23 protein-coding genes and 1 pseudogene are annotated in these 20,923 nt (G+C 62.5%); 11 read left to right on the top strand and 13 right to left on the bottom strand.

Translation table 11 applies throughout. The features are described 5' to 3' along the window. Positions 1 to 28: 28 nt before the first annotated feature. The 10 genes and pseudogenes from secY to AC1MBU_RS13680 all read left to right on the top strand — a co-directional run bounded on the left by secY (position 29) and on the right by AC1MBU_RS13680 (position 7,160). Positions 29 to 1,342, top strand: coding sequence for a preprotein translocase subunit SecY (gene secY, locus AC1MBU_RS13725; protein WP_277359633.1), 1,314 nt, complete (start codon positions 29 to 31; stop codon positions 1,340 to 1,342). Further along, complete coding sequence (locus AC1MBU_RS13720; protein WP_479787567.1) at positions 1,339 to 1,911, top strand: adenylate kinase; 573 nt, start codon at positions 1,339 to 1,341, stop codon at positions 1,909 to 1,911. Before secY ends, AC1MBU_RS13720 begins: the two co-directional genes overlap by 4 nt. Positions 1,912 to 1,916: 5 nt before the next feature. Beyond that, positions 1,917 to 2,741, top strand: a complete 825-nt coding sequence (gene map / locus AC1MBU_RS13715; RefSeq protein ID WP_479787565.1) for a type I methionyl aminopeptidase — start codon at positions 1,917 to 1,919, stop codon at positions 2,739 to 2,741. Between the two features lie 232 nt (positions 2,742 to 2,973). Then, positions 2,974 to 3,195, top strand: a complete 222-nt coding sequence (gene infA / locus AC1MBU_RS13710; RefSeq protein ID WP_019481515.1) for a translation initiation factor IF-1 — start codon at positions 2,974 to 2,976, stop codon at positions 3,193 to 3,195. 21 nt (positions 3,196 to 3,216) lie between these two features. Continuing rightward, positions 3,217 to 3,330 (top strand): 50S ribosomal protein L36, encoded by a 114-nt coding sequence (gene rpmJ, locus AC1MBU_RS13705; RefSeq protein ID WP_024475611.1) that lies wholly within the window; start codon positions 3,217 to 3,219, stop codon positions 3,328 to 3,330. Positions 3,331 to 3,496: 166 nt separating this feature from the next. Then, the gene (gene rpsM, locus AC1MBU_RS13700) at positions 3,497 to 3,874 is read left to right on the top strand and encodes a 30S ribosomal protein S13 (RefSeq protein ID WP_056544063.1); all 378 of its coding nucleotides are present in this window, start codon (positions 3,497 to 3,499) and stop codon (positions 3,872 to 3,874) included. A 49-nt stretch (positions 3,875 to 3,923) separates the two neighbouring features. Continuing rightward, a complete protein-coding gene (rpsK, locus tag AC1MBU_RS13695; RefSeq protein ID WP_026545640.1) occupies positions 3,924 to 4,325 on the top strand; it encodes a 30S ribosomal protein S11 in 402 nt (133 codons plus the stop codon). Positions 4,326 to 4,480: 155 nt separating this feature from the next. Beyond that, complete coding sequence (locus AC1MBU_RS13690; protein ID WP_056544066.1) at positions 4,481 to 5,491, top strand: DNA-directed RNA polymerase subunit alpha; 1,011 nt, start codon at positions 4,481 to 4,483, stop codon at positions 5,489 to 5,491. A 65-nt stretch (positions 5,492 to 5,556) separates the two neighbouring features. Then, positions 5,557 to 6,198: a 50S ribosomal protein L17 gene (gene rplQ / locus AC1MBU_RS13685; RefSeq protein WP_204531689.1), complete on the top strand. Its 642-nt coding sequence runs from the start codon at positions 5,557 to 5,559 to the stop codon at positions 6,196 to 6,198. Positions 6,199 to 6,219: 21 nt separating this feature from the next. Next, positions 6,220 to 7,160: pseudogene (locus tag AC1MBU_RS13680) on the top strand (tRNA pseudouridine synthase A). Between the two features lie 110 nt (positions 7,161 to 7,270). Here the strand turns inward: AC1MBU_RS13680 and AC1MBU_RS13675 are convergent. Both AC1MBU_RS13675 and AC1MBU_RS13670 read right to left on the bottom strand, forming a co-directional pair. Beyond that, complete coding sequence (locus AC1MBU_RS13675) at positions 7,271 to 8,716, bottom strand: HNH endonuclease (protein ID WP_479787559.1); 1,446 nt, start codon at positions 8,714 to 8,716, stop codon at positions 7,271 to 7,273. 127 nt (positions 8,717 to 8,843) lie between these two features. Next, positions 8,844 to 10,499 (bottom strand): sensor histidine kinase, encoded by a 1,656-nt coding sequence (locus AC1MBU_RS13670; protein WP_479787557.1) that lies wholly within the window; start codon positions 10,497 to 10,499, stop codon positions 8,844 to 8,846. Positions 10,500 to 10,758: 259 nt separating this feature from the next. Between AC1MBU_RS13670 and AC1MBU_RS13665 the strand changes: the two genes are divergently transcribed. Continuing rightward, entirely contained in the window at positions 10,759 to 11,538 is a 780-nt protein-coding gene (locus tag AC1MBU_RS13665; protein ID WP_479787555.1) for a response regulator transcription factor, read from the top strand. Positions 11,539 to 11,554: 16 nt separating this feature from the next. On the opposite strand, the gene AC1MBU_RS13660 is transcribed toward AC1MBU_RS13665, so the two are convergent. The 11 genes from AC1MBU_RS13660 to AC1MBU_RS13610 form a co-directional block, all read right to left on the bottom strand. Further along, on the bottom strand, positions 11,555 to 12,010 hold the full coding sequence (locus tag AC1MBU_RS13660) for an Hpt domain-containing protein (protein WP_479787553.1): 456 nt from the start codon (positions 12,008 to 12,010) through the stop codon (positions 11,555 to 11,557). Positions 12,011 to 12,118: 108 nt separating this feature from the next. Next, positions 12,119 to 13,006 carry a type II secretion system F family protein gene (locus AC1MBU_RS13655; protein ID WP_479787551.1) on the bottom strand — a complete coding sequence of 296 codons (888 nt, stop codon included), beginning with the start codon at positions 13,004 to 13,006 and terminating at the stop codon, positions 12,119 to 12,121. Between the two features lie 9 nt (positions 13,007 to 13,015). Beyond that, positions 13,016 to 13,945, bottom strand: coding sequence for a type II secretion system F family protein (locus tag AC1MBU_RS13650; protein WP_479789797.1), 930 nt, complete (start codon positions 13,943 to 13,945; stop codon positions 13,016 to 13,018). A gap of 10 nt (positions 13,946 to 13,955) precedes the next feature. After that, a complete protein-coding gene (locus AC1MBU_RS13645; RefSeq protein WP_479787549.1) occupies positions 13,956 to 15,434 on the bottom strand; it encodes a TadA family conjugal transfer-associated ATPase in 1,479 nt (492 codons plus the stop codon). Continuing rightward, the gene (locus AC1MBU_RS13640; protein WP_479787547.1) at positions 15,434 to 16,627 is read right to left on the bottom strand and encodes a CpaE/TadZ family protein; all 1,194 of its coding nucleotides are present in this window, start codon (positions 16,625 to 16,627) and stop codon (positions 15,434 to 15,436) included. Before AC1MBU_RS13640 ends, AC1MBU_RS13645 begins: the two co-directional genes overlap by 1 nt. Then, positions 16,624 to 17,388, bottom strand: a complete 765-nt coding sequence (cpaB, locus tag AC1MBU_RS13635) for a Flp pilus assembly protein CpaB (protein ID WP_479787545.1) — start codon at positions 17,386 to 17,388, stop codon at positions 16,624 to 16,626. Before cpaB ends, AC1MBU_RS13640 begins: the two co-directional genes overlap by 4 nt. Next, on the bottom strand, positions 17,385 to 18,302 hold the full coding sequence (locus tag AC1MBU_RS13630; protein ID WP_479787543.1) for a TadE/TadG family type IV pilus assembly protein: 918 nt from the start codon (positions 18,300 to 18,302) through the stop codon (positions 17,385 to 17,387). Before AC1MBU_RS13630 ends, cpaB begins: the two co-directional genes overlap by 4 nt. 56 nt (positions 18,303 to 18,358) lie before the next feature. Next, the gene (locus tag AC1MBU_RS13625; RefSeq protein ID WP_479787541.1) at positions 18,359 to 18,742 is read right to left on the bottom strand and encodes a TadE family protein; all 384 of its coding nucleotides are present in this window, start codon (positions 18,740 to 18,742) and stop codon (positions 18,359 to 18,361) included. Between the two features lie 85 nt (positions 18,743 to 18,827). Then, a complete protein-coding gene (locus AC1MBU_RS13620; RefSeq protein ID WP_479787539.1) occupies positions 18,828 to 19,076 on the bottom strand; it encodes a Flp family type IVb pilin in 249 nt (82 codons plus the stop codon). 161 nt (positions 19,077 to 19,237) lie between these two features. Next, positions 19,238 to 20,020: an ABC transporter ATP-binding protein gene (locus tag AC1MBU_RS13615; protein WP_479787537.1), complete on the bottom strand. Its 783-nt coding sequence runs from the start codon at positions 20,018 to 20,020 to the stop codon at positions 19,238 to 19,240. Beyond that, a complete protein-coding gene (locus AC1MBU_RS13610; protein ID WP_479787535.1) occupies positions 20,017 to 20,922 on the bottom strand; it encodes an ABC transporter ATP-binding protein in 906 nt (301 codons plus the stop codon). The genes AC1MBU_RS13615 and AC1MBU_RS13610 overlap by 4 nt, the downstream gene beginning before the upstream one ends. Between the last annotated feature and the right edge of the window lies 1 nt (position 20,923).

The following is a 20,923-nucleotide window of genomic DNA, read 5'->3' as shown; positions in this document are numbered from 1 at the left end:
GGCCACTAAGACTTATTCAGGAGGACGCTTGCTTAGCGCTATTGGCCGGGCTTTCCGGACGCCAGACTTGCGGCGCAAGCTGTTGTTCACGCTGGGAATCATCACCATTTTCCGTTTGGGTGCGTTCATCCCGGCGCCCGGTGTTGACTACGGCAACGTGCAGCAGTGTTTGCAGCTCGGCAACACAGAGGGCGGCCTCTACCAGTTCGTGAACCTCTTCAGCGGCGGTGCGCTGCTGCAGGTGTCCATCTTTGCTCTCGGGATCATGCCCTACATCACGGCCAGCATCATCACTCAGCTGCTCCGTGTGGTCATCCCACGCTTCCAGGAACTGCATCAGGAAGGCGCACAGGGCCAGGCACAGCTGACCCAGTACACGCGCTATCTGACAATCGCCCTCGGGCTGTTGAACGCCACGACGCTGGTGTCGCTGGCACGATCAGGTGCATTGCTGGGTAACTGTCCGGTGCCGATCATCCCGGACGACAGCCTCATCACCATTATTCTGCTCATCATCACGCTGACCGCCGGTACCGGCCTCATCATGTGGATGGGTGAACTCATCACCGAGCGCGGTGTCGGCAACGGCATGTCGCTGTTGATCTTCACGGCGATTGCTGCCGGTTTCCCCAGCTCGCTGGGTGAGATCCTGCGCACGCAGGGATGGACGGTCTTCCTCAGCGTGCTGTTGATCGGCGTTGTTACGGTGATGCTCGTGATCTTCGTTGAGCAGTCGCAGCGACGTATTCCGGTGCAGTATGCCAAGCGCATGATCGGCCGCCGCACGCTGGGAGGCAGCAGCACCTACATTCCGATCAAGGTCAATATGGCGGGCGTCATCCCCGTCATCTTCGCATCATCGATGCTCTATCTGCCGTCGCTGATTGCCCAGTTCAACACCCCTACGGACGGCGAGACACCGCCGCCGGAGTGGGTCAACTGGATCACCACGTACCTGACCTCGGGTGATCATCCCTTCTACATGGCGCTGTACTTCGCGATGATCGTGTTCTTCACGTATTTCTACGTAGCGATCACGTTCAATCCGGAGGAAGTGTCGGAGAACATGAAGAAGTACGGCGGCTTTATCCCGGGTATCCGGGCGGGGCGGCCTACCGCTGAGTACCTCCAGTACGTCCTGTCCCGCATCACCCTGCCGGGCGCCATCTATCTCGGTCTTGTTGCGCTCATCCCGTTGATCGCGCTCGTGGCCATCAATGCAAACCAGAACTTCCCGTTCGGTGGAGTCTCGATCCTCATCATGGTCGGCGTTGGCCTCGAGACGGTGAAGCAAATTGACGCGCAGCTGCAGCAGCGCCACTACGAAGGGTTATTGCGATGACACGGATGCTCATCATTGGACCGCCCGGGTCCGGCAAGGGCACGCAGGCCGCGCGGATCTCCGAGCGGCTGGGAGTGGTGGCGATTTCCACGGGAGATATCTTCCGCGAGAACGTCCGCAACGAGACACCGCTCGGCGTTGAAGCCAAAAAGTACATGGACGCCGGAGACTTCGTTCCGGACAGCGTGACCAACAGCATGGTCCGAGCCCGTCTCACTGAGGATGATGTGCAGGAAGGCTTCCTGCTTGACGGCTATCCCCGCACCGCCGCCCAGGTGACCGAGCTGGATGACATCCTCCAGCAGAATGACCTGGCCCTCGACGTCGTACTGCAGCTCACGGCGGATGACGAGGAACTGGTCCGCCGGCTCTTGGGCCGGGCGCGCCTGGACGGGCGTACCGATGACAATGAAGTTGTCATCCGGCATCGCCTCGACCTCTACCACGAGCAGACCGAGGCTGTTGTGTCCCAGTACGAGGCACGCGGCATCGTGACCCGCGTTGATGGCATCGGCGCAATCGATGAAGTCACCGAGCGCGTCATGTCGGCTCTGAAAGTAACGCAGTAACCCCGATGTTTCGCCAGCAGCGGGTCGAGTACAAGTCGGCAGATCAGATCCGGACCATGCGGGCGGCGGGCCTCGTGCTCTCCGACGCCCTGGACCAGGCGGTCGCTGCCGCACGGGTAGGCGTGTCCACCCTCGAGCTGGACGCGGTGTTTGCCGGCGTTCTCAAGGACGCCGGCGCCACCTCCAACTTCCTCGGCTATCACGGCTTTCCCAACAGCATCTGCACCTCGGTGAACCATGAAGTTGTCCACGGCATCCCCGGCGGGTACGTGCTGCAGGACGGTGACATCATCTCGATCGACGGCGGCGCTATCGTCCGCGGCTGGCACTCGGACTCCGCCCGTACGGTGATCGTAGGTACGCCCCGTCCGGAGGACGTGCACCTGTCCAGGGTCACTGAGGAAGCCATGTGGCGGGGGATTGCTGCCCTGGCCACCGGCAAGCACGTTGGGGACATCGGCGCAGCCATCGACGACTACGTCTCGGCAGCGGAAGGCCCGGCACTCGGTATCCTGCAGGACTATGTGGGCCACGGCATCGGTACGGAAATGCACCAGTCCCCGGACGTGCTGAACTACCGCAGCAGCCACCGCGGCCCCAAGATCAAGCCGGGGCTGTGCCTCGCGATCGAGCCCATGCTGGTTCAGGGACGTGTAGAAACGGCGGTCCTGGACGATGACTGGACTGTGGTCACTGTTGACGGCAAGCGCGCCTGCCAGTGGGAACACACTGTGGCAGTTCACGACGGCGGCATCTGGGTTCTCAGCGCAGCTGACGGCGGCGCCGCGAAGCTGGCGGAACTGGGCGTTACCGTCGCTCCGCTCGACTGAGGTTCGCTGGAACCACGCACGGCAGAGCGGCCGGATTTAACTTCTGGCACGCCGTAGCGTAGAGTTATTTGTTGGTTGTCGCTACTTTTGCGCCCTTTTGCGCCCTTCCTCCGAACGGATCGCTCCGTTGCGGGTGGAACGGGATCTCGCGATCCCGGGTGGGGGAGTCAGGCAATCAAAACCCCTAGACCGACCGCCGAAGCAAATGGCGGCACAGAAGTTAGCGGAGGATATGGCCAAGAAAGACGGTGTCATTGAGATTGAAGGCACTGTGAACGAGGCTCTGCCCAACGCGATGTTCCGCGTTGAGCTGGCCAACGGACACATTGTTCTAGCCCACATCTCGGGAAAGATGCGTCAGCACTACATTCGAATCCTCCCCGAGGACCGGGTGGTAGTGGAGCTTAGCCCTTACGACCTCACCAGGGGTCGTATTGTCTACCGCTACAAATAAGAACGAACGCAAAGGATAACCATGAAGGTCCAGCCGAGCGTGAAGCGGATTTGCGATAAGTGCCAGGTGGTTCGCCGCAAGGGCAACGTACTCGTAATCTGCGAAAACCCGCGCCACAAGCAGCGCCAGGGCTGAATCCTCTCTTTTGAGGGTCACCCACGCGTAGTAACACCACAATAAAAGGCAGTGCAGGGCAAGCCCCACCAGGTAAGCCCACACCCCCGGCACGGAGGCCGGGGACCGGAGATCATCCGGGCCGCACTGTTTCAGACCTCCGGTCATCAAAAGGAGAACCGCCACTATGGCACGTCTCGCTGGCGTAGACATTCCCCGCGAAAAGCGGGTTGTCATTGCGCTTACCTACATCTACGGCGTGGGCAAGACCCGTGCAGATCAGACGCTCGCAGAGACCGGGATCAACCCGGAAACCCGAGTGAAGGATCTTTCTGACGCTGAGCTCGTACAGCTCCGCGATTACATTGAAGGCAACTACAAGGTCGAGGGTGACCTCCGCCGTGAGGTAGCTGCAGACATCCGCCGCAAGGTGGAGATTGGCAGCTACGAAGGCATCCGGCACCGCCGCGGCCTTCCTGTGCGTGGACAGCGCACCAAGACCAACGCGCGTACCCGCAAGGGCCCCAAGCGCACCGTCGCAGGCAAGAAGAAGGCCGGCCGCTAGTTCTAGCGGTTGCCCATAGCCACCACCCAAAACCTTCGTAGGAGAAGTAATGCCCCCCAAGACTCGTGGAGCGGTGCGTAAACCGCGTCGCAAGGACAAAAAGAATATCGCCTTCGGTCAGGCGCATATCAAGAGCACGTTCAACAACACCATCGTCTCGATCACCGATCCCAGCGGAGCTGTTATCTCCTGGGCTTCGGCTGGCGAGGTCGGATTCAAGGGCTCACGCAAGTCCACCCCCTACGCTGCGCAGACCGCTGCCGAGGCCGCTGCAAAGCGCGCCCAGGAGCACGGCGTCCGTAAGGTCGACGTTTTCGTGAAGGGTCCGGGATCCGGACGCGAGACCGCGATCCGCTCGCTGCAGGCTGCCGGCCTTGAGGTTGGCTCCATCCAGGACGTTACCCCCAGCGCCCACAACGGCTGCCGCCCGCCGAAGCGCCGCCGCGTCTAAGTAGCTCCCTTGGCTCCAGGCTCGCCCGCGCTTCACCGGAAGTGTGGGCGGCTTGGGGCTGACTGTCGTTTAGCTACTGAGTTCCGCTCTCTAGCTTTCCCTTTCCACCATTTGTGTTGCGTCATATAGCGGATGCTCCCTGAAAGGAAATGTAAGTGCTCATTGCACAGCGCCCCACCCTGACTGAAGAAGTAGTCGCTGACAACCGTTCGCGGTTCGTCATCGAACCGCTGGAGCCCGGTTTCGGCTACACCCTCGGCAACTCGCTTCGCCGTACGCTCCTGTCCTCGATTCCCGGAGCAGCTGTCACCAGCATCCGGCTCGACGGCGTGCTGCACGAGTTCACCACCGTTCCCGGTGTGAAGGAAGATGTCACTGAGATCATCCTGAACGTCAAGAACCTGGCGGTGTCCTCCGAGCATGACGAGCCCGTGGTTGCCTACCTGCGCAAGCAGGGCCCCGGCGTCGTCACTGCAGCTGACATCGCTCCGCCGGCCGGTGTGGAGTTCCACAACCCGGACCTGCACATCGCAACCCTGAACTCGAAGGGCAAGTTCGAGCTTGAACTGACCATCGAGCGTGGCCGCGGTTATGTCTCTGCTTCGCAGAACAAGTCCGGTGACTCCGAGATCGGCCGCATTCCGGTTGACTCGATCTACTCGCCGGTCCTGAAGGTGACCTTCCGCGTGGAAGCCACCCGTGTTGAGCAGCGCACCGACTTCGACCGCCTGATCGTAGACGTCGAAACCAAGGACGCTATCGCTCCGCGCGATGCCGTTGCTTCGGCAGGTACCACCCTGGTTGAACTGTTCGGCCTCGCCCGCGAGCTGAACACCGCCGCTGAAGGCATCGAGATTGGCCCTTCGCCCAGCGACGCCGCTCTCGCCGCTGACATGGCCCTTCCGATCGAGGATCTCGAACTGACAGTTCGTTCCTACAACTGCCTCAAGCGTGAGGGCATCCACACCGTGGGTGAACTCGTTGCACGCTCCGAGGCTGACCTGATGGACATCCGTAATTTCGGTGCCAAGTCCATTGATGAGGTCAAGGCAAAGCTGGTTGACCTAGGTCTGTCCCTGAAGGATTCCCCTCCAGGGTTTGACCTTGCAGCCCGCGCCGCTGCGATTGAAGAGGACGACGACGCCTACGGCGACGAAGCACTCTAAACGTTAGAAACCTGGTGCCGCTTTAGGATGCGGCCTCGGGCACATTTATGAGGAGATAACACATCATGCCCACACCCACAAAGGGCCCACGCCTCGGTGGCGGTCCGGCGCACGAGCGCCTGATGCTCGCCAACCTGGCCGCCTCGCTGTTCGAGCACAAGCGCATCACCACCACGGTGACCAAGGCAAAGCGGCTCCGTCCCTACGCCGAGCGCCTGATCACCTTCGCCAAGAAGGGTGACCTGGCCTCGCGCCGTCGTGTCCTGGCTGTCATCAGCAGCAAGGGTATCGTCCACGAGCTGTTCACGGACATCGCCCCGGCTGTTGCCAACCGCAACGGTGGCTACACTCGCATCACCAAGATCGGCAACCGCAAGGGCGACAACGCTCCCATGGCTGTCATCGAGCTGGTGCTGGAGTCAGTTTCCGCCAAGCAGGCAGTGGTCGGCGAGGCTGAGCAGGCTGCCGGTAACGCCGCTGCCCGCGACGCTGCAGCTGCTGCACCCGTAGCTTCGGCTGAGTCCGCAGATTCACCGGAATCGGCTGATTCCGCAGAGTCGGCTGAGTCCGCTGAATCGGCACCCTCGGCAGCTTCGGCTGACGAGGTTGCGGCAGAGGACACCACGGTAAGCGCCTCTGAGGGCGACGCCGAGGAGACCGTTGTTGTTGAAGAAGGCTCCGTGCCGGAAGCAGACGAGAAGAAGTAGTTCTTCTGCTCTGCTGAACACATGAACGAACAAATGCCCGTCATCCCGTCCGTGGATGGCGGGCATTTGCGTGTTCGGATCGATTTAGCGTACGACGGCGGTCCGTTCTCCGGTTGGGCTGTCCAGCCTGGTCTGCCAACAGTTCAGGGCACAGTGGAATCGGGTCTGGAGTTGCTTTTTCGGAGACGCGTGCGCCTGACCGTTGCCGGCCGGACTGATGCGGGCGTGCACGCGCGCGGTCAGGTGACCCACATCGATCTCGAGCCGGGGGAGTGGTTTGCGCTGAGCCGGGGCCGGGACATCGATCCCGCGTTGGCCCTGAAGCGTCGCCTGCAGGCCACCGTGAACCGCTACCTGCCGCCCGGGCGGCCGCGCGTACCGCCTATGCGAGCAATCCGGCGTCACCCGTTGTGGTGCGCGCTGTGCGGCTTGCTCCGGCGGGCTTCGATGCGCGGTTCTCGGCGTTGTGGCGCCGGTATAGCTACCGGATCGCTGATCGTCTTGACGATCAGGATCCTCTGCACCGCAGCACTGTTCTGTGGCACTCGGAGGAACTGGACGAGGACTTGCTGAACGAGGGGGCCCGGCCATTGCTGGGGCTGCAGGACTTCCGGGCATTCTGCAAGCCCCGGGTGGGTGCCACGACTGTCCGGGAGCTGCAGCGATTCGAGTTTGAGCGGGAGCCGGATGGTGTTCTTCGCGCAACCATCCAGGCCGATGCCTTCTGCCACAACATGGTGCGTGCGCTGATCGGTGGCGCACTGCGGGTGGGAAGTGGTGAGGAACCGCCGGAGTGGATGGGGGAGCGGCTGCGTTCCCGTCAGAAGGACTCGCGTTCTGTCCTCGCTCCGGCGCATCCGTTGGTGCTTGAGGAAGTGCGATACCCGGACGACGCCGCCGAGCTGGCCTTGCGTGCGGAGCTCACGCGGGCGAAGCGGGATCACGTTCGGGACGATGCCTGACTAGCTGGCAGCGCAAGACCGAGGGGTCTGCGGCGCCTCGCCTGGTCGCGCACGCGGCCGTTCCGTTAGAAGGGCGGTGACGCTCCGGCCGGCGCCCGCGGCCGCGTCAGTTAGAAGGGTGGTGCCTGTGCTTGGGCGTGGATCGGCTCGGGGTGGGTGGTGTAGGTCCTTCCGGTGAGGGAGGTGGACATAATGGTGCCTTCGACTGGTTGCCGGTGTTTCCAGAAACCCATGGTTTTGAACAGGTGATGGCGTTTACAAAACGCCCCGAGGTTGTCTGCGCGAGTTTCTCCGCCCTGGGACCATGGTGTTGTGTGGTCGATTTCGCACCGTACCGCTGTCCGGTTGCAGCCGGGATGCCGGCAGGTCTTGTCCCGCACCCGTACCCAGTCCTGCAGGTCTTTGGGTGGTTTGTACCTGGTCCTGCCAACCGAGAGGACCGCTCCGCTTTCCGGGTGGGTCAGCAGCCGTGTGAATGACGGCGCGTGGCCGGCAAGCTTCCGGGCCGTGTCCGGATCGATGGGCCCATATCCGTCGAGTTCGGCGGGCTCATTCCCGCCGAGCAGGGTCATCACCGGCACGGTGACGAACACCCGCGCACCCACACCGCGATACCCATCAGACGACGATCCAGCAGAGGACCCAGCAGAGGAGGACCCTGCAGAAGACCCGGGAAAAGGCACGGAGGAGGCCCCGGCACTTGGTCCGGCAGAGGAACCGGACCCCAAAGCCGGCTGGCGGTTCGCTGTGGTGGTCGTCGGGTCCGAGGCACACGTGTGCGTGAGCAGGTCCGAGAAAACATCTGCCCGCAACTGACCAAGCGTCCGCGGCTCATCCGGGCCATTCAAGGCACGGGCAGTGACGTCGATCCGGTACTCGATCCCATACGCTTCCTCGGCGGGCAGGTAAGCGCTCAACCACGCCATACCGTCGCCAGCGGGATCCACGGCGACGGAACGTTCACGGACTTTCTTCTCCCGCCGTACGGTCAGCGCCTCGGGGTGCATCCGTTCACGCAGCCGCCGGGCACGGTTGGCCAGCTTCGCCACCGTTGTTCCCCGTGCAATCTCCAGTAGTTGCTCCTCGAAGTCCGGGATCTCCTGCTCGGAAACACCGCAGCTTTCCTGCGCCACGGTCAACGCGTGCCGGCGGGAGATCTTCCCGAGTTGCAGCGCTTCGACGGTGGCGGGGAAGAAGTTCACCAGCAGCTTCGACTGCTCAATCAGCTTCCCGGCCGAGGCGTCCGGGACTCGCAGTACCGGCCCGATCTCAGCGGCCGCGAGGCTTTCCCCGTACTCCTGCGCAACAAGGGTGCCGTATCCGTCTTCCATGAGGGACCCTACAGTGAGCTCGGCTATGCGGGTCAGCAGCTTCGCTTCCTGGGCATCGACCCAGGCCCGCAACGTAGCGAGTTCCTCCACACACTCAAGCGACGCCTCAAGATCCCGTTTGGTTACCGGATGATGCGACAACTGCCCAGCCAACGGGCCCGTGACGGAATCCGACGCCCACAACGCCGTCTCCTCAGACACCCAACCCGAATGCTTCCCCGCCATGAAAACATTCCATCACCTGCCACTGACAAAACCGCCAGACGCCCAAACACAGCCCCCAAAGCACCGGAACCCAGCTCGGCACGGAAGGCTCCGAAGAGTAGGCCCCGAAAAGTAGGCCCCGAAGAAGCTAGTTCTGCTCCGACCGGTGGAGCGGCAGGGTCACCGTAAACGTGGTTCCGGCACCTGGCTGACTGCTGCACCGGATGGTCCCGCCGTGGCTGTCGACGATCGCCTTGGTGATGGATAGGCCAAGCCCCACGCCCGGAATGGACGACTCCCGGGCCGCCGCAGTGCGGAAGAACTTGCCGAAGATCTGTGTGGTCTCATTCGGCGACATCCCGATGCCGGTGTCCTGCACTTCGAGCAGAGCAGCGTCGCTGTGCTGCCGTGCGCGGACGGTGACTGTGCCGCCGTCGGGCGAGTATTTGATCGCGTTGGAAATGAGGTTGTCCAGCACCTGACGGATCCGCAGCGGATCCGACGTGGTCCACAGGATGTCGGGGACATCCGCCTCGAGGGTCACTCCGGTGCCTGCGGTCTGCGGCCACGCCGATTCGATGCTGTGCTCAACGAGGCCGGTGAGATCGGTTGGCCGCAGATGGACGCTTGCGGCGCCGGACGCGGAGGCAAGCAGGTTGGACACCAGCGCGTACAGCCGTTCCGCGTTCCGGCGGGCAACGCAGAGCTGGTGGGTGACGTTTTGCGGGAGGTCGTGATCGTCGTCGAGCACCAGGTCAAGATGCCCGATGATCGAGGTGAGCGGCGTCCAGAGTTCGTGGGACACGTTGGACACGAAGTCCTCTTTGGCGCTCAGGGCCTCCACCATGTCCGTCACGTCGTTGGAGACGATCACGGATCCGGTGAACCGGCCGTCGCCGTCTTTCATGGCCGTCGCGGCCGTAGAGACGGCGCGCTGGTTGTCCTTCGGCCCGAGCCACACCAGATAGTTGGCGAACGTCTCGCCGGCCGCGGCCCGCTGCACGGGATACCGGGCGGTCGCCACGGGAGTGGATTTGTCCGCAGCGTAAAGGTGGCTGGCGCCGTCGTCGTTGGTATTGCCTGCCTGGACGAGGAGGTCATAGGAGCGCTGCTGGCGGTTGGTGTGGGTGCGGTTGCCGTTGGCGTCGAGGGCTACGAGGCCGACGTCGATTGTGTCGAGGATGGCTTCGAGGAGCAGCTCGCGCTCGGTGTTTTCGCCCTGGAGGCGGTCTACCTCGGCCTTCGACGCTTCGAGTTTGCGCTGGCTGTAGACGGAGTTCATGCTTGCGAAGCGCAGCGAGGTCCACACCGTAGCCATGGCCACACTCAGCAGCACGGCCGTGCCGAGCTGGCTCAGTGGCGCGAGCCCCAGCAGGGGAGCAACGCCGAGGATGAGGAACGGGCCTGCGAAGCTGGACAGCAGGCTCAGTGACGGCTTCATCCCGGACGCAGACAGCCAGATCACCGGGAAAATGGCCAGGAGGCTCAGGCCCGGAAGCACCTCAGCTGCGCCATTGCGGGTCAGCGAGATGGCCGCGAAGTCCAGCAGCGGGATGGCTACGTAGGAACCCTCGCGGAACTTCTCCCATGGAGCCAGGAAGGCCGCCGCCAGCAGGCCCGCGTGCAGGAGGAGCCCGCCAAGGAACAGGGGATCTACCAGTAGGGAGGGTGCCACGATGGCAGCGACGATGGCAATGACGGCCACCAGGAGCGCCAGTGGCAGCTCGCAAAGCCCTACCCGAGTGCGGAATTGCAGGTTCGAGTAGGCGCGCTTCACTTTCAGGAACATCACGCGATCGCTCACGGTGCCGCCTTGGCGCGCGCACACAGAACAGTAGGGACATGCCTCCGAGACCAGGACATACCATCCATTATGTGGCCACCGGATACAGCAGAAGGACCATAACTCCTAACCGGTTCACAAAGTTCCGATATTGTGACCGTAAACACCTTTGCACGCGTATGCTGTGTAGCACGTTGCGGCGGTTCACTGCTCGTCGCGGTGTTTCGTCCTTTTGTGATGAACTGAACAACCACAGTTCTGTCGGGGCCAGGAGGAGATAGTGCCAGATCCAGGTGTGGCGGTAGTCGTCGAGGATGATCTCGATGTTCGCAACCTTGTGAGCACGGTGCTCACGCAGTCGGGATTCGTTGTCCACACCGCTGCCGAGGGCCGCGACGGTGTGGCAGCGGTCAAGGAGCATAACCCGACGCTGGTTACCCTCGACGTGGGGCTCCCGGACATTGACGGTTACGAGGTGCTTCGCCGCATCCGTGGCCTCAGCGACTGCTACGTGATCATGCTGACCGCGCACAACGAGGAGATCGACACCCTCACCGCGCTGCAGTCCGGCGCCGATGACTTCGTCACTAAACCCTTCCGCCCGCGTGAACTGCGGGCGCGCATCGCCGCAATGTTGCGGTGGCTGCGCGGCGGACTCACCGAGGAACAGCCAACGACGACGACGGCGCCCGCCGCTGAGGAGCCAAACCTTCCGCCACGTCCGGATTCAGTGCTGCGGCACAACGGCCTCGAGCTGGACAAGGACACGCGCACCGTCACCGTTCGTGGTGAGGAACTGGTGCTGACCCGCAGCGAGTTCGATCTGCTGCACGAGTTGCTGCGCAGCTCCGGCGCCGTGCGGACCAAGGGTGACCTGGTGCGCGTGGTGCGGGGGCAGTACTACCGGACCGATACGTATATCAGCGAGGCCGATGAGCGGGCCATTGAGGTTCATATCGGGAACCTGCGCCGAAAGCTGGGGGAGGACTCGCGGAGCCCCCGCTGGTTGATGACCGTACGGGGTGTGGGCTACCGGCTGGTGCCCCGGCGCGTGGACTGAGTTTTCAGGGCTCAATTTACGGCTTGTTGAGGTGCAGCAGTCTTAGCTCACGCATGGTGCGTACTCCGCATCGGTGAACATGTGGGAGTGCAGCCTCAGCCTCTTCCAGTTTGCCCTCACGGAGCAGTTTTTCCAGCGCGCTTGCCAGCGTGACAAGCTGGGTGGCTCCAACCATGGTGGACGTGATCTTCACGCTGAGCACGGCGTCGAGTGAGGCGGCCTGATTCCGGCGCGCAATGGCGGAGGAGATTCGCAGGTCGCGTTCGTCCCAGACGGCAACGTAGTCGCGCACAAACGCCCGGGCGGCGGCGGGGCTGTCGAGCTGATCCTCGAGGTCATGGAGCACGTTGGGATCCACGAGAGGTGTCCTGTCTACACGGTGGCTGCCGCCCGGGGCTCTCCGCGGCTCAGCGCCGACGGCGCGCAGGGACTCTGCGTCGTCGTCATCTGCGCTGGGGCGGGAGAGAGCCATGGGCTAACGCTACTTTCACAAAATGGGAGAAAAGCGGGAATTGCATGATGCTGTGCAAACATTGCGGAATTCTTCGGCTTGCGTACTAACTGGATTTGAAGCTTGGGGTTACGAACCGCTGAACGTCGCGATTGCGTTGATGACTGCGGGTCCGAGAATGATGATGAACAGCACCGGGAAGATGAAGAAGAGCAGCGGAAAAAGTACCGTGACCGGCAGTTTCATTGCCTTTTCCTCGGCACGTTGGCGCCGCTTCACACGCATCACCTTGGCCTGCGTGCGGAGCACGCCGCTCAGGGCGATGCCGTATGCGTCAGCCTGCACAATGGCTTTCACGAAGCTGCGCAACTCCGGGATGCTGGTGCGGTCGGCGAGGGCGAGGTAGGACTCGCGTCTGCTGCGCCCTACCTGCATATCCTGCAGCGTTCGGACGAGTTCCTCAGCGAGCGGGCCTTTGCCGGTCTCGCCGGCCCGCTGCATGGCGCTTTCGAAGCCGAGGCCAGCCTCCACCGAGATGAGCATCTGGTCCAGCGTGTTCGCCAGTTCCAGTTGCATTGCTTTCTGCCGTTCCTGACCCTTGCTGTAGAGCAGTAGGTCGGGAATGAAGTAGCCAAGGACAGTCACGAAGATCGCGAGCATCGTGATCGTGGGCTTCTGGGCAGTGCTGGCCATGAGGTACCCGAGGCCAGCGCCAACCAAACATAGTGCAGGTTTCGCGCCCAGCACGCGGCCGAGCGGCAGGGATGCCGGCCGGCCGGCCAACGCAAGGAGCTTGTCCAGCTTCTCCACATAGGATGAAGGCGTGATGGCGTAACCCAGTCGAGCCAGCGTATTCGAACGATCCGCACGAACCTCTTCGGAACGACTTACTCCCCGATGGAGGTTCGCCTGGATAGCCTTGTACGTCTTGTTTCCACCGGGGCTGAGCAGGGCCCAGGCAAGATAACCCAGAGGCGCGGCGACGAGGAACAGGGATGTCAGTATCACGGGATTCACACGTGCCTCCTAGAACTTCAGATCGATGATTTTGCGGAGCCACAGACACCCGATGGTCATCATGACCACGGAGGCGCCGATCATGACCCAGCCGAGCGGATTCTCGAAGAGCGGGTCGACGTAACCCGGGCTGACAACCATGAGCATCGCGCCGATGCCAAAGGGGAGCGCTACTAGGATGTAGGCCGAAAATTTTCCTTCGGCGGCCAGTGCACGAATCTGTCCCTTGATCTCGCTGCGTTCCCGAATGGTGGCGCCCACCTGATCGAGCACCTCTGCCAGGTCTCCGCCTACTTCCCGGTTGATCTGAATAGCCTGAGCAATCCAGGCGAAATCTTCACTCTCCATCCGGTGTGAAGTGTCCAGCAGCGACGCAAGCAGGTCTTTGCCCAGGCTTGTCTCGGTAACCACCCGGCGCATCTCATCGGAGGTGGGGGCATCGGCCTCGATGGCTGCCGCATCAATGGCGCGCAGAATACTGTGTCCGGCACGCAAGCCACCGGTGAGGAGCTGCAGCGTGTCGCCGAGCTGATCCTCGAATTTCGAGCGTCGCCGCCCGATCCTAAAGACCAGGGCGACGTGACCCACGACGGGCGCAAGGATGAAGAACAGAATTCCCAGCAGTGGGCCGCCCACCACCAGACCGAGTGCCAGGCCTGCAATGCCCCCGGTGATAACGAGCAGGAACATGTCCGCCTGGGTCAGGCGCACACCGGCCGTTTCGAGTAGCTCCGGCCGATACAGTCGCTGTGGATGCTTCTTGAGGAAGCGTTCCACGGCTCGCACGGCAGAACCCGCGAACCTCGTGAACTGCGAGTCTGACTCCTCGACCGGCGGACGACGACGATCGAGGGGCACAGCGGACTGGCGCGGACGGGTGGCAAAGAAGATCAGCGCGAGTGCAGCGACGCACAGCGCCGTCCCGTAGACGAACATCAGCGTCATCGGACTACCTCCGACCGGTGAGCGCCGCGCCGAAAACAGCGGGGGACACGGTAATGCCCATGTCCTCGAACCGTTCCATGAAGCGGGGGCGAATGCCGGTGGGGATCGGCTTACCCAAGAAGCGTCCGGAGGAGTCAACGCCGGCCGAGTAATCAAAGACGAAGGCGTTCTGGAGGGTGACAACGTCGCCCTCCATGCCCTGCACCTCGGTGACGTGGGTAATGCGGCGGGTTCCATCCCTCAGGCGGGAGATCTGGATGACCAGATTCACGGCAGAGGCGAGCTGTTCGCGGATGGCGCGCAGGGGCAAGTCCATACCGGCCATCAGGACCAGGGTTTCAAGGCGCGCGACGGCGTCGCGCGGCGAATTGGCGTGCACGGTGGAAAGCGAGCCGTCGTGACCGGTGTTCATGGCCTGCAGCATGTCGAGGGATTCACCGCCACGGACCTCACCAATGACGATGCGGTCGGGCCGCATACGCAGTGAGTTCCGGACCAGGTCGCGGATGGTGACCGCGCCTTTGCCCTCGGTGTTCGGGGGGCGGCTCTCGAGGCGCACCACGTGTTGCTGCTGAATCTGCAGTTCCACGGCGTCCTCAATGGTGACGATCCGGTCCCCGTGGGGCAAGAAGGAGGACAACACGTTGAGCAGGGTGGTTTTACCCGTACCCGTACCGCCCGAGACGATGATGTTCAGTTTTGCCTTGACGCACGCATCAAGCAGCTCGGCCATTTCCGGGGTCAGTGTGCCGAAGCTGATGAGCTTCTCCACCGTCAGCGGAATCTTGCTGAACTTACGGATGGTCAGCGAGGATCCGTTCACCGCGAGTGGAGGAATGACCGCGTTGACACGTGATCCGTCCTCGAGACGAGCGTCAACGAATGGTGACGATTCGTCGATGCGCCTGCCTACCTTAGAGACGATGCGCTCAATGACCCGACGCAGGTGTTCCTCGGACTTGAAGTTTGTGTCGGCGAGGACCAGCTGCCCGCGGCGCTCGACGTAGATTTGGTCAGCGCGGTTCACCATGATCTCAGTGATGTCCTCGTCGTCGAGCAGCCGTTGCAGTGGTCCGTATCCGAGGACGTCATCGGCAACGTCCTGAATCAGTCGACGGCGCTCGTCAGGCGTGAGCGGCACCTGCTCGGCGTCGATGACCTGGCTGAGCTCTTCGCGCGCGACAGCGCGGAGGTCCTCTTCCTTAAGGGTGGAGTCACTGAAGCGGGCGCCCATGCGCTCGTAAAGGGCCTCAGCAGCACGCTGTTTGATTCCGGCGAAGACATCGATCCGGGCTGCGACCGGAGCTTCCGGTCCTTTCGACGACGTAGAGCCAACGACGACGGCTCCATGGAACGCAGGCTCGGCCGCTTCTGCGGCAGGAACCGAAGCTGAAGGTTCAACGACAACCTTCGTAGTTTTGTCGCCGCCGGGTACGGCGCTTGGTGCCGTTGTCGCCTGATTCAATCGTTCGGAAAGTTTCATCAGATCACCACACGCCGGTGTAATTTGCGTTGGGCGCGTGCCCGCCACTGTGGATCGAAGCGCTCGACCAAGCCACGCAGGTTTTTGGTGGCGGGATCGCGTACGTCTTCCTGGAGCAGCGGAACGCCACGGTTCGTGGCCAAGGACAGCGCGCGTGATCGCGGGATCGACACGTCAACCGGTGCACCGAGAGTGGCTTCGATATCCTGGACGGAAAGCCCTGTCTTGGAGTCGGCGAAATTGAGTACCACGTGGCGCGTCTCAGGGAAGAGATCCAGCTTCCCGAGAACGTCCAGACCCGAGCGGAGGCCACGCACACTGGGGACGTCCATTCCCGTTACCCACACCGCGTCTGTGCTCTGTTCAAGGGCAGCGAGACTGTGCTCTGTGAGTCCGGGACCGGTGTCTAGAATAACGTAGGCAAACTCGCCTGCGAGCTGCTTGATAAGAACCTCGAGCTGTGCGGCTGTAATGCTGTCCGCGTCTGCCGGATTGGACGAAGCGCACAGCGCATAAATGCCGGATGGGTGCGGAGTCAGGAAAGCCTTCAGGATCATCGTGTCCTGGCTTGCGGATGCTGAGACGGCATCCAGGACGGAGTACTCGGGTTCGAGGTAGAGGTTGGATGCCACATCTCCGAACTGCAGGTCGAGATCGACTATGACCACGCCCATAGGCGCCAGCTTCCCAAGCCCGACGGCGATATTGGTTGCGATGGTGGTCTTGCCGACACCGCCCTTGGGAGAGAACACGCCGATGACCAGGCCGTGCTCCTTTTTCGGAGCAACCTCGACACTATCGACACGGTGACGGCTGGCAAAAGCGTGGCAGGCACGCTCAAGGAGGAGCCGCACGGTCGGTATGTCAGCCGTAGGTTCGACAACGTCTCGAATGCCGGCCCGCATGGCCTGTAGGGCGACGCCGGACTCGTCCGGTGCCACGAGAACCATACTGACGTTGGGGAACCGGACGTCAACGATGGTGGCGAGGCGGAGCGCGCCGTCTACGGCCATGCCCGGTCCCAGGACCAGTACTTCCGGCTGTTGGACGGCGACGAGGTCGAGCAGGTCTTCTGGCTGGCCAAGCAGCTCCGGCCTGACGGAGAGCACCTCCCCGGGAAGCCCGCCGGCGGTGGCGAGGCGGACCTTCTGCTCGAAAGCGCTATCCGCTGTAATGAGGAGGAAACGGCTCATCGGTACAGTTCCTTGTCCTGGACGATGAATGGGGGAGCATCGTTTTCAGCGGCGGTTGCCTTGCTGAGCCATATGGATTCGTATTCGCTGGCGAAGATCAGCTTCGAGGCCTGGTCAGGGTTGACGGCCAGCGTCACCATGAGGGACCCGGTGGGAAGGGCTTCTGCCTCAGCGGCTTTGGCTTCTTCTTCGGTGGCCGTCGGATCTACCGGCGCGGGTTCCGGCGCGCGCTGCACAGCCGAGACCAGCACGCGGGGAAGAACCAATTGAGTTGTCTGCTTGTCCGGTTCAGCTTCAAGACCGCTATCTGCCATGGAGACGAACACCCCGACGAAGTCGCCCGCGATGACGCGGCCGCCGGCGATGCGCTGTGGTTCAACAAGGATCGACACTTCGTGCAGACCCTTGGGAACTTCGACTGCTCCGGGAGTAACGAGGTCCTCGGGCGCCACAAGCCGCTCGGTCACCAGCTGTTCGCCAGGAACCAGATCGACGGCGGTGACCAGACCGGCCGAGCTATCCAAGTTCTTGAGGGCGGTATCTGCCACTGAAGCACCGGGAAGCTGAGTTGCGGCCACGGATGCGGCCAAATCAGCGACAGGGGTGCCCGCAGGCACCGCCTGCTGAACCACCAGGACATCGACGGGGTCCAGCCCTTCGACCGCGCGAGCTTCAGCGCCGTTCGCATAGCTGAAGACCATCACGGCGCCGGCGAGGGCGAGGACAACTGCGGCAATGCCGGCTATGAGACGGGACTTCATGGGGTATCTCCGAGAGTAAGTTTGACGACGTTGGTTCCGTTGGATGGAGCGCTTGGGCTCAGCGTGTACGCGTCATCGAGTGTGACGAAGCGCTTGAAGTAGCCTTCGATGCACTTGTTGCAAATCGATGAGCCGTCCAGAGCCCAGTCGTAGGTCGCGAAGTGATAGGCCGTGACATGGAATGCCGCGAACCCCTTGATATGGAATTCGGCGTTATTGCCAGTCCCGCGCTCATCGTCGTAAAGCGGGAATAGTACCGTGCGATCCTTGATCCGATTGAAGTCGGATGACCCGCAGACCGAAGGTGCGCTCGCGCCGGGATCGCTGGCGTGCCAGGCTCCCACATACCCGCTTATTGGCGCTGTAATGGATACTCCGCAGGATGACGGAGCGGTGTCGAGCCACCCGAACCCGCCTGGAACCCATCCGCAGCCGTTGTTTCCCATCTCGAGCAGCTGGAGGGATCCGTTGCTAACGCCTGGATTGAGATTGAGCTTGCATTCCGCCAAGGCGAGGGGAAATATGGCAGGTCCTGCCACGGGCTTGCCCCAGGCAGCATGAGAGGTTAGGGAAACCTCAGCCTCATCGAAACCGAGCGCCTGTGCGAAGAAAAGAGACACGCTGTTTGGTGTGCTACCGCTTTCGAGGGCGCCGGTTGTGACTGCGACCGTACCAGCGGTTTTGTCAAGCGTGACGTTGTTTGCATTGCTTTGATTATCGAGCGCATTCGCATCCGCCATTTGTTTCGCGAGAGATCCGCTTGCGACGGAGGAACCGCACTTGGGATCCGCGGCGTTCAGCGCGCAAGTTTGAGCGATGCTAAGCGCTGCTGCGTCGGCACCATTGCGCAGCTGGGCTTTCTCGGCGTACAACATGCCGACGTCGACAGCAATCGCGGCGAAGCCGAGGAGCACGACCAGGAGGATAGCGACGATGACAGAAACGGCGCCCTGTTCGTGTTCATTCTCGGCTATCCGCCGCATAGCATCGTTCCTTTGCCGGTCATGGTGAACGGGCCGGCAATGCCGGTCAAAGTGTTGAGTGAATAGCTGATGGTGAAGGTGGTGGTCTCACCGCTTACCGTCGGGCTGCACGGAGTGGGAGCGGGGGTGAAGTTGCTAATTGTGAGCACTGGCCGCAGGGTGGATGCTGCGCCAGTGGCGGCAGCGCGCGCCTTGACCGGGTCGTTGGTGATGGCCATGACCCGGACGCCCTCGCGGGCTGCGTTCGTAAGCGTCACCTGAGCGTTGTAGGCTCGCCCGAATTCCATGATGCCGAGGAGGAGGAGCACGAGCACGGGAAGAAGGAGCGCCATCTCAACCGCGACTGCTCCACGGTCGCTCGATGGTTTCATCTCAATCCTTAGTTTGTATTGCAGGCTGCGAGACGTAGCCCGCCCGCCAGCCCAAAGAGGCACTGACGGGCTGGCTGGGTAACAATTACGGACCGGTGCAGGTGCCTGCAGTTGCCGGAGCGACTGCCGCAGCGTATGTACCACCCTTTACACTGCAAGCAGTCTTGTCGAAGGTCGTCTTGATGTTGCCGCCGAGAAGCGTGACAGCAGCGATGATGACAACGGCGATGAGGGCGACCATGATGCCGTACTCGACGGCGGTGGCGCCGGTCTCGTCGCGGTTCATGCGGGACTTGATGGTGGACTTGGCGTCTGCCAGGAATGCTACGAGCATTTGGGTTCTCCTGAGTACGAGATGGCGGCTGGCCCGTCGCCAGCTCTGCCAAAAAAGTAGCAGTGGAAATCCCTGAAAACTCCAAGTTTGAACCAATCCTGAGCGAACCCTATCCGGGGCGGCTTTTCATGAGTGTTTCCTGCGGTTTTCCTGCGCTGAGATCAGGACTTCCGTCGGCGTCCGGACGCATACTTGGTGGGCATTTCGATCATTCCGGAGGCACCTTTACGAGTTGAAACAGGGGCGGAAGTGACTGCACCCGCACCAAGAATCCGCCCGTCATGCAGTTCCAGAACGCGGCCCGCACGCTGCATCAGAAGTGGGTCGTGGGTGGAAACAATAGCAGCAACCTCATGACTGTGAACGAGATCGCTGATGAGGTCCATCATGGTGCCGGCGGTGACGCTGTCGAGCTGTCCGGTGGGCTCGTCAGCGATCAACACCTTTGGCCTGTTCGCCAGTGCCCGAGCCAGTCCAACCCGCTGCTGCTGGCCGCCCGATAGCTCCGCCGGCCGCTGGTGATGGTGCTTCCCCAGCCCCACGAGCTCGAGAAGCTCATCAACCCGCGCCTGGCGCTCAGCGGCCGGCATACCGACCAGCCGCATCGGAACCTCGACGTTCTCCGCGGCGGTCAGAATGGGGATCAGCCCGAATGACTGGAACACGAACCCGAGGTGCGTCTGCCGCAGTGTCACCCGGTCCTGCTCCCGCATCGCCGTCAGCTTCAGGTCGCCGACAAAGACGCTTCCGCTATCGGGTTCATCCAGCCCGCCGATGCAGTTCAGAAGCGTCGTTTTTCCCGAACCTGACGGACCCTTGACGATCAGCAGCTCGCCCGGTGCAACCGACAACGACACGTCGGTGCACGCGTGCACGGCGCTCTCACCGGAGCCGTACGTCTTGGTGACGCCATCCGCACGCAACGCGGGAACAGCGGCGCTCATCGCGTCTCCTCCGAAGGGCTTTCAGCGGACGCCGGAGTCACCCGCACATGATCCGGCTCCAGCCCCAACCGCACACGATCCTTCATATCCAGGCTCTCCATAAACTCCTGCGGCAACTGCAACCGCCCAACCCTGTCGATCACGGCGAACTCCTCGGCAATCAGGTGCTCATCGCCGTCGTTATTCAAGCCTGTCCGGCGCAGGGTCTCCGTAGAACAGCGGCCGTCACGGATCTGCACCGTCCGCTTCACGTGCTCGGACACGGTGGGGTCGTGCGTGACGATCAGCGTCGTCGTCCCCAGCTCCTCATTCACCCGCCGCATCGCTTCCAGCACCTCGGCGGAGGTGTGCTCGTCCAGCTCACCGGTTGGCTCATCCGACAGAATCACCTTTGGCTGATTGGACAGCGCGACGGCGAGAGCCACCCGCTGCTGCTCCCCACCGGACATTTCCTGCGGCCTGCGGTCCCGGCAGTGCGCCACACCGGCAAGCTCGAGCAGCTCGGCCACCCGAACGTCCGCATCCTTCCGGCCGGTGATGGCCATGGGCAGCGCCACATTCTCCGCAGCGGTGAGGTACGGCAGCAGGTTCCGTGGCGTCTGCTGCCAGATGAATCCCACCGTCTCCCGCTGGTACCGCGAACGCTCCTTGCGGCTGAGCCCCAGCAGCTCCACGCCCGCCACCTGCGCCTTCCCTGCGGACGGACGGTCCAGGCCGGACAGGATGGTCAGCAGCGTCGACTTCCCGGAACCCGACGCCCCGACCAGTGCCGTCATCTCACCCGGCATCACCGTCAGGTTGAGCCCCTGGAGCGCCTGCACCTCGATGCCCTCACCCTTGAAGATGCGCACCACGTCCTCACACAGGATGTGCGGCTGCGTTTCGTTTCTCACCGTTATCACC

The organism is Arthrobacter sp. PTI12 (assembly GCF_056679915.1).
The sequence above is the reverse complement of the archived record's forward strand: the minus strand, read 5'-3'. Positions and strand labels throughout refer to the sequence as shown.

Excerpts from the sequence above, each read along its gene's own strand:
- cpaB (WP_479787545.1), bottom strand. The coding sequence starts at position 17,388 with ATGAAGTCCCGTCTCATAGCCGGCATTGCCGCAGTTGTCCTCGCCCTC.
- AC1MBU_RS13720 (WP_479787567.1), top strand. The coding sequence starts at position 1,339 with ATGACACGGATGCTCATCATTGGACCGCCCGGGTCCGGCAAGGGCACG.
- AC1MBU_RS13640 (WP_479787547.1), bottom strand. The coding sequence starts at position 16,627 with ATGAGCCGTTTCCTCCTCATTACAGCGGATAGCGCTTTCGAGCAGAAG.
- rplQ (WP_204531689.1), top strand. The coding sequence starts at position 5,557 with ATGCCCACACCCACAAAGGGCCCACGCCTCGGTGGCGGTCCGGCGCAC.
- AC1MBU_RS13645 (WP_479787549.1), bottom strand. The coding sequence starts at position 15,434 with ATGAAACTTTCCGAACGATTGAATCAGGCGACAACGGCACCAAGCGCC.
- rpmJ (WP_024475611.1), top strand. The coding sequence starts at position 3,217 with ATGAAGGTCCAGCCGAGCGTGAAGCGGATTTGCGATAAGTGCCAGGTG.
- rpsM (WP_056544063.1), top strand. The coding sequence starts at position 3,497 with ATGGCACGTCTCGCTGGCGTAGACATTCCCCGCGAAAAGCGGGTTGTC.
- AC1MBU_RS13675 (WP_479787559.1), bottom strand. The coding sequence starts at position 8,716 with ATGGCGGGGAAGCATTCGGGTTGGGTGTCTGAGGAGACGGCGTTGTGG.
- rpsK (WP_026545640.1), top strand. The coding sequence starts at position 3,924 with ATGCCCCCCAAGACTCGTGGAGCGGTGCGTAAACCGCGTCGCAAGGAC.
- AC1MBU_RS13660 (WP_479787553.1), bottom strand. The coding sequence starts at position 12,010 with ATGGCTCTCTCCCGCCCCAGCGCAGATGACGACGACGCAGAGTCCCTG.
- infA (WP_019481515.1), top strand. The coding sequence starts at position 2,974 with ATGGCCAAGAAAGACGGTGTCATTGAGATTGAAGGCACTGTGAACGAG.
- AC1MBU_RS13615 (WP_479787537.1), bottom strand. The coding sequence starts at position 20,020 with ATGAGCGCCGCTGTTCCCGCGTTGCGTGCGGATGGCGTCACCAAGACG.
- map (WP_479787565.1), top strand. The coding sequence starts at position 1,917 with ATGTTTCGCCAGCAGCGGGTCGAGTACAAGTCGGCAGATCAGATCCGG.
- AC1MBU_RS13625 (WP_479787541.1), bottom strand. The coding sequence starts at position 18,742 with ATGAAACCATCGAGCGACCGTGGAGCAGTCGCGGTTGAGATGGCGCTC.
- AC1MBU_RS13620 (WP_479787539.1), bottom strand. The coding sequence starts at position 19,076 with ATGCTCGTAGCATTCCTGGCAGACGCCAAGTCCACCATCAAGTCCCGC.